The organism is Fulvimarina endophytica, assembly GCF_003403015.1.
Classification (GTDB): domain Bacteria; phylum Pseudomonadota; class Alphaproteobacteria; order Rhizobiales; family Rhizobiaceae; genus Fulvimarina; species Fulvimarina endophytica.
The window spans coordinates 171,006-184,238 of record NZ_QURL01000008.1; the positions used below are offsets into that span (position 1 = coordinate 171,006).

Here is a 13,233-nt window from a genome sequence, read left to right on the forward strand (position 1 = left end):
TCAACCTGCGTCGAGAAGCCCGTCCAGCTCGCGCACGTGATCAGCCGAAAGCTGCAACACGGCTGCCGCGACGTTCGCTTGAAGGTGGCCACGGCGTGAGGTGCCTGGGATGACGAGGATGTTGGGGCTGCGCTGGAGAAGCTAGGCCAAAGCGACCGCCTGGGATGTCTCGCCCATCGAGGTCGCGACCGTAGTCAGGCGATCGGCCTGGAGCGGTGTGAAGCCGCCGAGCGGGAAGTAGGGGACATAGGCGATCCCGTCCGCGGCCAGCGCGTCAATCATCGCATCGTCGGCGCGGTGGACGAGGTTGTAGTGGTTCTGCATGCAGACGATCGGCGCGATCTCGCGGGCAGTGGCAAGCTGCCGTTCGTCCACCGTGCTGATGCCGATGTGCTCGAGAAGCCCTTCCTCCTGCATCCGGCGCATCGCCTCCATCGGAGCGGCCACGTCGTCCTCGGGGCCGCCCATACGCAGGTTGACGATCGCAATTCGGTCCAGACCGAGATTGCGAAGGTTGTCTTCGATCGAACGTCGCAGGAAGTCGGCATCTCGCTGGAGGACCCACCCGCCCGTCTCGTCGCGATAGGCGCCGATCTTGGTGACGATCGTCAGGTCGGCACCGTAGGGATGCAGCGTTTCGCGGATGAGGCGGTTGGTGACGTGCGGTCCGTAGAAGTCGCAGGTGTCGATGTGGTCAATGCCGAGCTGGCGCGCTTCCTGAAGGACGGCCTTCGCTTCCTCGGGATCGCGAGGCTCTCCGAATACGTGCAGTCCGGCCAACTGCATAGCGCCATAGCCCATACGACTCACCGAGATCGACGTGCCGGGAAAGGTGAAGCGGCCAGCGGCGGCCGCGTCCGGTTGGGTTGCTGTATCAGACATCACAGGTCTCCTTGCTGATGAACGCAAGTTGCCTGTTCGGAAAAATTTGATAATCGACGTTCAGGCGAATAGCCTGTTCGCCATGCCGATCAATGAACACCCCGCTTCCTTCGACGATCTTCGGGTTTTTCTGGCCGTCGTGAGGCAACTGGCTTCCGCATCGCTGCAAGGCGCCTTGGTCTCTCACCTTCGACGGTCAGCGAAACCATATCACGGCTCGAGAACCAGATCGGCGTCCCCCTTCTGGCGCGAACGACGCGCAGCGTGGTGCCGACCGAGGCGGGCTCCGCTTTCGCGGCGCGATTGGCGCCGCTTTTCAGCGAGGCCCTTGCAACCATGCAGGACGTCATCAACTCGAAGGACGTCGTTCGCGGTCGCCTGAAGCTCAACGTTCCGGGCGCCGTGATGCGGGACATCCTGCCGCCGCTGATCGACCGGTTCCTGGACCGCCATCCAGAGGTCCAAGTGGAGATCGTCGTCGAGGACCGTCTGGTCGATATCACCGCCGCCGGCTGCGATGCGGGCATCCGCTACGGGGAACACCTCGAACAGGATATGATCGCCGTGCCGATCGGGCCCCGGCAGCAGGAAAGCGGTCTTGCCGCTGCCCCCTCATATCTCGCGCGGCATCCCGTCCCGGAGCATCCGCGCGACCTGCTCGACCACGCGTGCCTGCGCATCCGCTTCGCCGGCGCGGCGCTGAACGCTTGGGAGTTCGAGAAGGGCGACAAGACCATCCGCGTCGACCCGCCCGCGCGAATCATTCTCGGCACGGCTGGTGTGGAGGCCCTGATGCATCATGCGCTTACGGGTCAGGGAATCCTCTATTCGTTCCGCAACTGGCTCGATCCGCATCTTGCGTCCGGGGCGCTTGTGCCCCTTCTTCGCGACTGGTGGCCGCGGTACGACGGTCCGCGCCTGTACTTCTCCAGCCGCTTCATGCCTGCGCCACTTCGAGCGTTCGTGGACTTGTTGACGGAACGATCGAAGACGTTGCACCCGTTCCAAGGCTGAGAGACTGACCCGACGGCGCTGCATCGGCCAGAGATTTTATCGCAGGCTAGGTCCTGTTGACATAGTCTTTCAACCATAGCCGTGCTGCGGCGATGTTGAGGAAGGCGAGGAACGAGAGGCGGGTCTTGTCGTAGCGGGTCGCGATCCGCCTTGCCTGCTTCAGCCGATTGAACATGCGTTCGATCCGGTTGCGGTCGCGGTAGGCCGTCCGGTCGTGCTTGGCTGGGTTTTTGCGGTTCGCTCTCGCCGGAATGACCGGCAGAACGCCTTTCAGCAGCAGTTCGGATCGCAAGGCGTCGCCGTCGTAGCCCTTGTCGGCCAACATCAGGCGCGGCTTGCCGACCGGCATCGCCAGGAGATCGGCGGCGCTCTTGTAGTCGGAGGCCTCGCCGCCGGTCACGAGGAAGCCGAGAGGGCGTCCCTGACCGTCCGTTCGGGCGTGGACTTTCGACGTAAAGCCGCCGCGACTTCGACCAAAGCCCTGCGGATAGGTCCCCCTTTAGCGCCGGCAGCCTGGGAATGGCCCCGGACTGCCGTCGAGTCGATCATGTGCTGCCAGTCGTCGGTCAGGCCCATCTCCACCAGAGTTTCCAGCAGAGCGTCCCAGACCCCTTGCTCGGCCCAACGCCGGAAGCGAACGTAGACCGAGTTCCACTTCCCATAGCGTTCGTGAATGTCGCGCCAGGGGCAGCCAGCTCGCAGGACGAACAGCATGCCATTAAGAAACCGGCGGTTGTCGTAAGCGGGACGAGACTTGCGCCCCCGTTCACTGGGCAGCATTTCACCGATCACCGCCCATTCCTCGTCCGTCAGATCGCCTCGCGCCAAAGCCGCCTCCAAAAGGCAGCCTTGAATCAAACGTCAGACGGTTTGGGAATCCACTATGTCAACAGGGCCTAGGGATCCGCGGTAGGGTCGAGTCGCTTGATGCAACCGAACCGAATACTTTCCCCGATAACCAAATACATGGTGGATCTTCCCGCGCTGCTCGAACAGAGCGCCAACGCAGACATTCTTCGCGAGGTGATTGGATTTACCGCCGAACAGCTTATGGAACGGGAAGTAGCATCCCCACCGGCGCGGCTCCTTGCGAGAAGAGTACCGATCGCCTCGCTTAGCGAAACGGCTATGCCGCACGATGCACGACGCGATGCACGGAACCCAGCGCTATCCTTGAAGCGCTAAAGATCGCGTGTCTCTCGGACCTCGCACGTGCCCCAGAAATCATTTCCGGACGTGATGCCGTCCGGAAAGCACGAGAGTCGCAACGAAACTCGAAACCGCAGCGCTCGTCCGACAAGCCGGCACTCGGGACCCATCCGCTCGTTGTCAGCTCGGCGATACTCACTATTGGGAAGAAATTTGACCCGACTCCCTACGCTCTGCCTAATATTAGGGCGATCGATTTACGTGCTCAAAAATCGATTGACAGCGATCTGCCGTTCGCTAAGCTGAGATCGACATACGGCCCTTGCGCCGAACGGCATTCGAGCCCCGATCTTTCCACCGCGCCCGCGGTCGAAAGATCGGGGCTTTTTTGTTTGAGAACGCTCCAGATGAAGACCAGAATCGATATCGGCATCCTCTTCTCACGGTCCGGGCCATATCGGCTCCTCGCCGAGGCCTCCTACCGTGGGGCTATGGATGCGATCGCCGCGATCAACGCCGATCCGGAGCGGAGGATCGAGATCGTCGGTATCGTGCGCGACCCTGCCGGCAATACCGACCGCTATGCATCGCTCTGCGCGGACATCCTTGCGACCTCGTCGGCCCGTCACATCGTCGGCTGCACCACGTCATGGAGCCGCAAGGAGGTGATTCCGAACCTCGAAAAGGCAGGCGGCACGCTCTGGTATGCCTGTCCCTACGAGGGGTTCGAGGCGAGCGAGCACGTGGTCTATCTCCATGCATGCCCGAACCAGCATCTCGTGCCGCTTCTCGCCCACGTGCTGCCTCGCTTCGGAAGCCGCGCCTTCTTCGTCGGCTCGAACTATATCTGGGGCTGGGAAACCAACCGGGTCGCCCGCGACGTGGTCGGCGATGTGGGCGGCACGGTGCTCGGCGAACGCTACCTGCCCCTCGGCGACACGGACGTCGCCCGGCTCATCGAGGAGATCCGCGCCACGCGGCCGAACTTCATCCTCAACAATCTGATCGGCCCCTCCTCCTACGCGTTCTTCCGGGCTTATGGCGATCTGTGTCGAAGCGATCCGGCCTTCTCGCCACGGACCTGCCCGATCCTGTCCTGCAATCTGACCGAGATCGAGCTTCCGGAGATCGGGCCGAGCGCGAACGGTCACCTCTCTGTCGGACCTTGGTTCGCTGCCTCGACCACCGACGCGGCGCCGTCGCCGTCCGCGTCATCGTTCTATGCCGCGGCCCATAGCGCCGTGAGCGTTCTCGCCGACCGGCTGACCGACGAGATCCGGGGCGGGGCGGGTGCGATGGCCTTCTCGGATCGGACCTTTAAGACCCGGCTCGGTCCGATCCGGATCGATCCGAACACCCATCACACCAGCCTGCCGGTTCGCATCGCCCGCGCGCAGGACGGTCGCTTCGAGGTGATCGAGGCGGAGGACGGGCTCGTCGCGCCCGATCCGTATCTGTCGCGCTACGATCCGGCACGGCTGATGGGCCGCCGGACCTTGAGGGTCGTCTCGTGAGCGCGCGGTCCCGCATTCCCAATCTCGGCGGCGCCAAGGCGTTCATTCTGCACCGCCCGCACGCGACCACACTTGCCTTGTCGCGAAGCCTGTCGGCGATCGGTCTCGTCCCGGTCGAGGCCTGGCCCGAGCTTCCGGCCGGGGGTCTTGCCGCCGACTTCGTGTTCTTCGACGCCGATCTCGGCTTCGACGAACAGTTCCCCTGGCGCGCCGGCGAAGCGCCGATGCCGCTGATCGCCCTCATCGGCTCGGAGGCGCCGGGCCGGATCGAATGGGCGCTGGGGCAGGGGGCCGACAGCCATCTCGTCAAGCCGGTGGGCGGATCGGGTGTCTACTCGGCGCTTCTGATCGCCCGGCGCAGCTTCGATGCCCGTCGCAATCTCGCGCGGGAGGTGGAAAGCCTCAAGGCGCGGGCGAGCGAGCGCCAGACCATCGTCCGGGCGGTCGTCGCCCTCTCGGAGGGCGGTGTCGGCGAGGAGCAGGCCTACGCCCAGTTGCGCACGCTCGCCATGAGTTGGCGCGTGACCATCGAGGACGCGGCTCGCCGGATCGTCGACCTCAAGACGGGAGGAGCCGATGAGCGTTCCCGCTGCCTCTGAACCGTCCGCGCCGTCAGCGCGCAAGATGGCGAAGCGCCGGGGCGTTGGCGGCGAGCTTCTGCGCCGTCCGCTCGCCCTCGTCGGCCTCTTCATCATCGCCGTCACTGTCGCAGGCGCGGTATTCGCCCCCTACGTCGCCGGCTACGGCCCGAACGAGCAATTGTTCGACGGCCTCTCCCTTCTCGGCGAACCGATGGCGCCGGGCGGGGCCTTCCCGCTCGGAACCGATCTTCTGGGGCGCGATCTCCTGACGCGCATTCTTTACGGGGCCCGAACCTCACTCATCATCGGCATCGCCGCCAACGGCGTCGCCCTCGCCATCGGAACGCTGGTGGGCGTGACGGCTGGCTTTTATCGCGGCTGGATCGGCACGATCCTGATGCGCTTCACCGATCTCATGATGGCGTTTCCGGCCCTGCTTCTCGCGATCTGCCTCGCGGCCGTCCTCTCGCCGAGCCTGTGGATCGTCGCGCTGGTGATCGCGCTCGTGAACTGGGTGCAGACGGCGCGCGTCGTCTTCACCGAGACGAGCTCCCTGTCCCGCCGGGAGTTCATCGACGCCGAAAGGGCGATGGGGGCCTCCACGGGCCGCATCCTGTTCAGGCACATCCTGCCGCATCTTCTGCCGACGATCATCGTCTGGGGCACCCTCGGCATCTCGACGACGGTACTGCTCGAAGCGACGCTTTCCTATCTCGGCGTCGGCGTGCAGCCGCCCACGCCTTCCTGGGGCAACATCATCTTCGAGAACCAGACCTATTTCCAGGCGGCGCCCTGGCTGGTGTTCTTCCCCGGCATCGCGATCCTCGCACTGGCGCTCGCCTTCAACCTCGTCGGCGACGCCCTGCGCGACATTCTCGACCCGACCCAGCGGGGGCGCTTCTGATGGTCGTCTACATCGCCCGGCGGCTGGTTCAGGCCGTTCTCATCCTTCTCGGCGTCTCGGTCATCACCTTCGCGCTCCTCTACATGCTGCCCGCCGACCCCGTGCGGCAGATCGCGGGACGCAGCGCGACGGCGCAGACCGTCGAGAACATCCGGCGCGAACTCGGCCTCGACCAACCCTTCCTCGTCCAGTACGGCCGCTACCTCCTCGGCATCCTGCACGGGGATCTCGGGCGGTCCTACCTGCAACGGACCGAGGTTTCCTCGCTGATTGCCGCGCGGCTTCCCGCAAGCCTGCTCCTGATGGCGGGCGCGATCGTCTGCGAACTGATCCTCGGTCTGACCATGGGCCTCTTCGCGGCCCTCAAGCGCGGCACCGCCACCGACCAGGCCCTCATGGTCGGCTCCTTCATCGGCGTCTCGGCGCCGCAGTTCGTGGTCGGTCTCCTGCTTCTCTATCTGTTCGCGGTCCGGCTCGGCTGGTTTCCGATCGGTGGCTACGGCACCTTTGCCCATCTCGTCCTTCCCTCGATCACGCTCGGCATTCTCGGGGCCGGCTGGTATTCGCGCATGATGCGCTCCTCGATGGTGGACGTTATGCGGCAGGACTTCATCCGCACGGCACGCGCAAAGGGGCTCGCCCGCTCCACCATACTCTTCCGGCATGCCCTGCCCAACGCGATCCTGCCCGTCATCGCCATGATCGGCATCGATATCGGCCTCTTCATGAGCGGCATCGTGGTGGTGGAGAGCGTATTCGGCTGGCCGGGCATCGGTCAGCTCGCCTGGCAGGCGATCCAGCGTGTCGACATTCCGATCATCATGGGCGTCACGCTGGTCTCGGCCTGCGCCATCGTTCTCGGAAACCTTCTGGCGGACCTCGTTTCGCCACTCATCGATCCCCGCATCAAGCTTCAATGATCCGCGAAGACATCATCGAAAGGACAGTGCCCATGAAAGGTTTTCTCGCCTCGACCGTCGCCGGCATGGCGCTCGGTCTGTCGCTCGCCGCCATGCCGGCTCAGGCACAGGACGCCGCCGTGCCGGGCGAGGGTACGGCCCAGACGAACGATCACCAACGCGATCCGAACGCCAAGCAGGGTGGCTCGATCGTCATCACTTACAAGGACGATGTCGCAACGCTCGATCCCGCCATCGGCTACGACTGGCAGAACTGGTCCATGATCAAGTCGCTTTTCGACGGGCTGATGGATTACGAGCCGGGCACCACGAACCTGCGTCCGGGCCTTGCGGAGTCCTACGAGATCTCCGACGACGGCAAGACCTTCACCTTCAAGCTGCGGCCGGGCGTCACATTCCACAATGGCCGCGAAATGACGGCGACGGACGTCAAATACTCCCTCGACCGCGTGACGAACCCCAAGACCCAGTCGCCGGGCGCCGGCTTCTTCTCCATGATCGAAGGCTATGACGCGATCGCCTCCGGCGAGGCGGACAGCCTTTCCGGCGTCACCGTGATCGATCCACAGACGATCGAGTTCAAGCTCTCTCGTCCCGATGCGACGTTCCTCCACGTGATGGCACTCAACTTCGCCTCGGTGGTACCCCAAGAGGCGGTCGAGGAGTATGGCGCGGACTTCGGGAAGAATCCGGTCGGAACCGGCGCCTTCAAGCTCGCCGACTGGACGATCGGCCAGAGCCTCACCTTCGCGCGGAACGAGACCTATTGGCGCAACGGCCTTCCCTATCTCGACGAGATCACGTTTCAGATCGGTCAGGAGCCCATCGTCGCGCTCCTGCGCCTTCAGAACGGCGAGGTGGACATTCCGGGCGACGGCATTCCGCCGGCAAAGTTCCAGGAGGTCATGAACGATCCGGCGCAGAAGGCGCGCGTCGTGGAGGGCGGCCAACTCCAGACCGGCTACATCACCATGAACACGAGGATGGAGCCCTTCGACGACAAGGAGGTGCGCCAAGCGGTCAACATGGCGATCAACAAGGACCGGATCGTCCAGATGATCAACAACCGGGCATTGCCGGCCAATCAGCCGCTGCCACCCTCCATGCCTGGCTACGACACCGCCTACGAGGGCTATGCATACGATCCGGAGAAGGCAAAGGCGATGCTTGCCGAAGCCGGCTTCCCGGACGGCTTCTCCACCGAACTCTACGTCATGAACACCGATCCGAATCCGCGGATCGCACAGGCGATCCAGCAGGATCTCAAGCAGATCGGCATCGACGTCTCGATCCAGGCGCTCGCCCAGGCGAACGTCATCGCGGCGGGCGGCGCCGAGGATCAGGCGCCCATGATCTGGTCCGGCGGCATGGCCTGGATCGCCGACTTCCCGGATCCCTCGAACTTCTACGGACCGATCCTCGGCTGCGCGGGCGCGATCCCCGGCGGCTGGAACTGGGCCTGGTACTGCAACGAGGACATGGACAAGCGGGCGGCAGAAGCCGACTCGATCACCGATCCGGCGAAGCAGGACGAGCGCGACCGGATGTGGTCGACGATCTATACCGACATCATGGCCGATGCGCCTTGGGTTCCGGTTTTCAACGAACAGCGCTTCACGATGAAGTCCGAACGGATGGGCGGCGCGGACGCGCTCTACACCGATCCGGTCAACATTCCGATCAACTACGACTATGTGTACGTGACCGATGTGCAGTAACTGCGACTATACCATCCACAGCCACCATCATCATTTCGGCTGGAACAACGGTTTCGAACCGGTGCAGCATGTTGCGCCGGGCTCCACCATCGAGTTCGAATGCCTCGACTCCTCCGGCGGTCAGTTCACCAAGGATTCGACCGTCGAGGACGTGAGAACGATGGACTTCGGCAAGATCAACCCGGTCACCGGGCCGATCTTCGTCGAGGGTGCGCAGCCGGGCGACGCGCTCAAGGTGACGATCGAGAGCTTCAAACCGTCCGGCTTCGGCTGGACGGCGAACATTCCGGGCTTCGGTCTTCTCGCCGATCAGTTCGAGGACCCCGCGCTGACCATCTGGTCCTACGACCCGGACAGCCTCGAACCTGCGCTCTTCGGCAAGGAAGGGCGGGTGCCGCTGAAGCCCTTCGCCGGGACGATCGGCTGCGCGCTCGCCGAGCCCGGTCTTCATTCGATCGTGCCGCCGCGCCGGGTCGGCGGCAATCTCGACATTCGCGATCTTGCCGCCGGAACGGTGCTCTATCTGCCGGTGGAGGTCGCCGGCGCCCTCTTTTCCGTCGGCGATACCCATGCGGCGCAGGGTGATGGCGAAGTCTGCGGCACGGCGATCGAAAGCCCGATGAATACGGTGCTGACGCTGGACCTCGTCAAGGACGCGAACCTGCGCATGCCCCGCTTCACGACGCCGGGACCGGTGACACGCCATCTCGACGCGAAGGGTTACGAGGTGACGACGGGCGTCGGGCCGGATCTGATGAGCGGTGCAAAGGAGGCCGTCGCCCAGATGGTCGATCTTCTGGCCGCGCGCTACGCCATGGACCCGGTGGATGCCTACATGCTGGTCTCCACCTGCGGGGACCTGCGCATCTCCGAGATCGTCGACATGCCGAACTGGGTCGTCTCCTTCTACTTCCCGAGATGCGTCTTCGAATGAGCGAGGTGAAGGACGGTGAGCCGGCTCTCGCGAACGGACCGCGAGCCTCGGCAAACGGACAGCGGCATGGCCAGGATCCGGTGCTGGTGGTTTCGGGCCTCACCGTTCTCGTGCGTGGCGAGGACGGGCCCCGCGCCGTCGTCGAGGATCTGTCCTTCTCGCTCTCCCGGGGCGAAACGCTGGCGATCGCGGGAGAGTCCGGCTCGGGCAAGTCGATGACCTCGCTCGCGATCATGGGGCTTCTGCCCAAGCCGGGCGCCCGGATCGGCGGCGGATCGATCCGGCTCGGCGACCGTGACATCGCCGGCCTTTCCGAAGGCCGGATGAAGGCGGTGCGCGGCAGACGGATCGCCATGATCTTCCAGGAGCCGATGACCTCGCTCAATCCAGTCCTCTCCATCGGGCGGCAACTGACCGAGGCGATCCTCGCCCACGAGGCTATCGGCCGGTCCGAGGCGAGAAGGCGGGCGATCGCGGCGCTTCGTGCCGTTCGCATACCCGACGCGGAAGGACGGCTGAAGCAATATCCCCACGAGCTGTCCGGTGGGATGCGCCAGCGCGTGATGATCGCGATGGCGATCGCTCTGAAGCCGGACGTGCTGATCGCCGATGAGCCGACGACGGCGCTCGACGTGACCGTGCAGGGCGAGGTGCTGGAACTCCTGCGCGATCTTCAACGCGATCTCGGCACCGCCGTCATCCTCATCACCCACGATATGGGCGTCGTCGCGGAGATGGCCGACCGGGTCGTGGTGATGAAGGAGGGCCGCGCCGTGGAAACGGGCGAGGTGGGGCAGCTCTTCGATGCGCCACAAGCGGACTACACGCGCGATCTTCTGGCGGCTGTTCCCCGCATCGGCGAGGGCCGGGGGCGGATGGAGACGCGCGCGCTGGAAAGTCGCGCGGCGCCGCCGCTCGTCCAGATCAATGATCTGTGCGTCCGTTTCCCGATCCGCAGCGGGTTCCTTTCGCGCGTTCGGGCCAATGTCCACGCCGTCGAGGGCGTGTCCTTCGAGATCGCGGCCGGCGAGACCCTGTCGCTCGTGGGCGAATCGGGCTGCGGCAAGTCGACGACCGCCAAGGCGCTCGCCGGACTGGTCGACTATTCCGGCGACATCATCCTCGAAGGCACCAACATGGCCGGTCGCACGAGCGAAGAGAGGAAGGCGCAGCGCCGCAAGGTGCAGATGATCTTCCAGGACCCGTTCGCCTCGCTCGATCCGCGCATGACGGTCGGCGACCTCGTCGCCGAGCCCATGGTAATCCATGGAACCGCGCGGCGAGAGGAACGGTGGGCGCGCGTTGCCGGTCTCTTCGATCGGGTGGGGCTCTCGGCCGACCAGATGGCGCGCTATCCGCACGAATTCTCCGGCGGCCAGCGCCAGCGGATCTGCATCGCGCGGGCCCTGGCGCTGCGCCCGCGGCTGATCATCGCCGACGAAAGCGTCTCCGCGCTCGACGTTTCCGTGCAAGCCCGTGTGCTCGGGCTGCTGCGCGAACTTCAGGCAGAATTCGGAATCGCCTATCTGTTCATTTCCCATGACATGGCGGTGGTCGAGAATGTGTCCGACCGCATCGCGGTCATGTATCTCGGACAGATCGTGGAGATGGGAACGCGGGACCAGATCTTCGGCGACCCGCAGCACCCTTATACGAAGCGGCTGATCGCAGCCGTGCCCCGCCCCGACCCCCATGCGCGGCGCCGCGCCTTCGAGCGCGCGGCGAGCGAGATCCCGAGCCCCGTGCGCATGATCGGCGACCCGCCGAACCGGCTGGAGCTCCACGATCTCGGCGACGGGCATCTGGTCGCGTCCAGAGCATGATGCCGCGACGTCGCATGAGGGCCTCAACGAGACGCTGTTTTCGTCTCTCGTCCATGCCCGAGCAGCGCTGGCGCTTTGGCGCGCCGACCACAACACGGCGGGTCCACACTCGCAGCTCGGCTGGAACACTCCGGCCGAGTTTGCAGCAACCCTCAAACCGCGACGGGTTCTGGTGCTGCGCTCAGCCGACTGCTCCGCGCCGCCGCCCGCCGCTCACCCGGGCAGCCCAACCGCCGGAAACAAACTATCGGCTGGAAAAAACCTGGTGGCAACGTCACAAGCAATACCTTCCTTCGTCACAAGCCCTTCCTTTCGAAACGGCGATTGACGAGCGAGACTGGTCTGCCCCTACCGGGTGGTCCGGGATGAATCTTAGTGCAGGGTCGGCCTCTGCGCCATGGTTGGTGTAGCCGGCGACGCCGGTCCGTTCGGCGGCGCCGGCCATTGAACGACTTGCGGAGCAGGCGGTCGGTAGCCGAGCGACGAATGCGGACGTTGCGTGTTGTAATGACGGCACCAGTTTTCGATCACGACTTTTGCCTCGGCGAGCGAGTAGAAGATCTCGCCGTTCAGCAGTTCGTCGCGGAGCTTGGAATTGAAGCTCTCGCAATACCCGTTTTCCCATGGACTCCCGAGCTCGATGAACGCCGTTTTCGCGCCGACCGCGACGATCTATTCCCTGACGGCTTTCGCGATGAACTCGGGACCATTGTCCGACCGAACATGTCCGGGCGGACCGCGCAGAATGAACAGGTCCGTCAGAACATCGATGACATTGATCGAGTTCAGCGTCCGGTCGATCCGGATCGCCAGGCTTTCGCGGGTGAACTCGTCGATGACATTCAGCATGCGGAACTTCCTTCCGTCGCCTATGCCGCTCGAACCGGTGGCGCGGCGACGGCGACGGGTCCGGCTCTCCACGAAGTCGTAGGACCAGACGTGGTTGGGATACTCCGGTCGCAGACGGTTGCACGAGCCGTCGTTCAGCCAGAGCCGACCTTTCTTCGGTTGCTTCTGCGGGACTTTGATGCCGTTCGCACAGGCGCGTGACTGCGCGAACCCGCCGCCAGATACGCTCGACGCGCTTGACATTCACCGTCCAGCCTTCGCTCTTCAGCAGAGCAGCGATCCGGCGGTAGCCGTACCGGCCGTACTCGCTGGCAAGCCGGATGATGTCAGCAGTCAGCGCCTCCTCATCAGCCCGACCGCTTGACTTCTTGCGCTGCGTCGAGCGGTGCTGGCCGAGAACCCGGCACGCCATGCGCTCCGACACGCCGAGCTTCGAGACGACATGGTCGACACATTGCCGACGCCGGGAAGGGCTTAGAAGTTTCCCGACGCAGCCTCGCTAAGGATCAGCTTCGCGAGCGTCAGATCGGAGACCGCCTTGCGCAGCCGCTCGTTCGCTTTCTCGAGATTCTTCAGACGCTTCACCTGGCTGCCCTTCAGGCCGCCATACTCCTTGCGCCAACGGTAATAGGTAAACTGCGTGACGCTGATCGCCCGGACCGCCTCGGCCACGCTCCGTCCCTGCGAAACAAGGACATCCACCTGCCGCAGCTTCGCGACGATCTCTTCAGGCTTGTGCTTCTTGTCCGGCATGCTCTCGTCCTCCAATGACCCGAAAATCATACTTCACGGAGGACCACTTCGCCGGGGGCAGACCACGCTCTTGCTCGGATCGGCAAGGCGCATGAGTTCGGGAAACAGGAAAGCGTCGCCCAGCCCCTTCGCCCAATGCACGAAGCCGATCTCATCGAGAAAGTCGTTGAGAACGAAGAAGTTCGTGCTCGC

General features: G+C 64.4%; 9 protein-coding genes and 4 pseudogenes. 9 read left to right on the top strand and 4 right to left on the bottom strand.

The window, feature by feature from the left end:
• Together DYI37_RS17380 and DYI37_RS20185 are read right to left on the bottom strand one after the other, a co-directional pair.
• A pseudogene (locus tag DYI37_RS17380) lies at nt 1–882 on the bottom strand (oxidoreductase).
• Nucleotides 875–1,030, bottom strand: a complete 156-nt coding sequence (locus DYI37_RS20185) for a hypothetical protein (protein ID WP_199520196.1) — start codon at nt 1,028–1,030, stop codon at nt 875–877. The pseudogene DYI37_RS17380 and the gene DYI37_RS20185 overlap by 8 nt, the downstream one beginning before the upstream one ends.
• An 11-nt stretch (nt 1,031–1,041) precedes the next feature.
• Between DYI37_RS20185 and DYI37_RS17385 the strand changes: the two genes are divergently transcribed.
• Nucleotides 1,042–1,896 (top strand): LysR family transcriptional regulator, encoded by an 855-nt coding sequence (locus tag DYI37_RS17385; RefSeq protein WP_199520201.1) that lies wholly within the window; start codon nt 1,042–1,044, stop codon nt 1,894–1,896.
• Between the two features lie 46 nt (nt 1,897–1,942).
• Here DYI37_RS17385 and DYI37_RS20595 read toward each other — a convergent pair.
• Nucleotides 1,943–2,724, bottom strand: a pseudogene (locus tag DYI37_RS20595) (IS5 family transposase).
• Nucleotides 2,725–3,452: 728 nt separating this feature from the next.
• On the opposite strand from DYI37_RS20595, the gene DYI37_RS17395 reads away from it, so the two are divergent.
• The 8 genes and pseudogenes from DYI37_RS17395 to DYI37_RS20355 all read left to right on the top strand — a co-directional run.
• Nucleotides 3,453–4,559 carry a transporter substrate-binding protein gene (locus DYI37_RS17395; RefSeq protein ID WP_116684544.1) on the top strand — a complete coding sequence of 369 codons (1,107 nt, stop codon included), beginning with the start codon at nt 3,453–3,455 and terminating at the stop codon, nt 4,557–4,559.
• Nucleotides 4,556–5,158: an ANTAR domain-containing response regulator gene (locus DYI37_RS17400; RefSeq protein WP_116684545.1), complete on the top strand. Its 603-nt coding sequence runs from the start codon at nt 4,556–4,558 to the stop codon at nt 5,156–5,158. The genes DYI37_RS17395 and DYI37_RS17400 overlap by 4 nt, the downstream gene beginning before the upstream one ends.
• Nucleotides 5,136–6,044 (top strand): ABC transporter permease, encoded by a 909-nt coding sequence (locus DYI37_RS17405; protein WP_116684546.1) that lies wholly within the window; start codon nt 5,136–5,138, stop codon nt 6,042–6,044. Before DYI37_RS17400 ends, DYI37_RS17405 begins: the two co-directional genes overlap by 23 nt.
• Nucleotides 6,044–6,964: an ABC transporter permease gene (locus DYI37_RS17410; RefSeq protein ID WP_116684547.1), complete on the top strand. Its 921-nt coding sequence runs from the start codon at nt 6,044–6,046 to the stop codon at nt 6,962–6,964. Before DYI37_RS17405 ends, DYI37_RS17410 begins: the two co-directional genes overlap by 1 nt.
• A 32-nt stretch (nt 6,965–6,996) precedes the next feature.
• Nucleotides 6,997–8,682: an ABC transporter substrate-binding protein gene (locus tag DYI37_RS17415; RefSeq protein ID WP_116684562.1), complete on the top strand. Its 1,686-nt coding sequence runs from the start codon at nt 6,997–6,999 to the stop codon at nt 8,680–8,682.
• Nucleotides 8,672–9,616, top strand: coding sequence for an acetamidase/formamidase family protein (locus DYI37_RS17420; protein WP_116684548.1), 945 nt, complete (start codon nt 8,672–8,674; stop codon nt 9,614–9,616). The genes DYI37_RS17415 and DYI37_RS17420 overlap by 11 nt, the downstream gene beginning before the upstream one ends.
• Nucleotides 9,613–11,439: an ABC transporter ATP-binding protein gene (locus DYI37_RS17425; protein ID WP_116684549.1), complete on the top strand. Its 1,827-nt coding sequence runs from the start codon at nt 9,613–9,615 to the stop codon at nt 11,437–11,439. Before DYI37_RS17420 ends, DYI37_RS17425 begins: the two co-directional genes overlap by 4 nt.
• Before the next feature lie 16 nt (nt 11,440–11,455).
• Nucleotides 11,456–11,689 (top strand): annotated as a pseudogene (locus tag DYI37_RS20355) (integrase core domain-containing protein); the annotation flags it as partial.
• Nucleotides 11,690–11,811: 122 nt separating this feature from the next.
• Here DYI37_RS20355 and DYI37_RS17435 read toward each other — a convergent pair.
• A pseudogene (locus tag DYI37_RS17435) lies at nt 11,812–13,041 on the bottom strand (IS3 family transposase).
• Between the last annotated feature and the right edge of the window lie 192 nt (nt 13,042–13,233).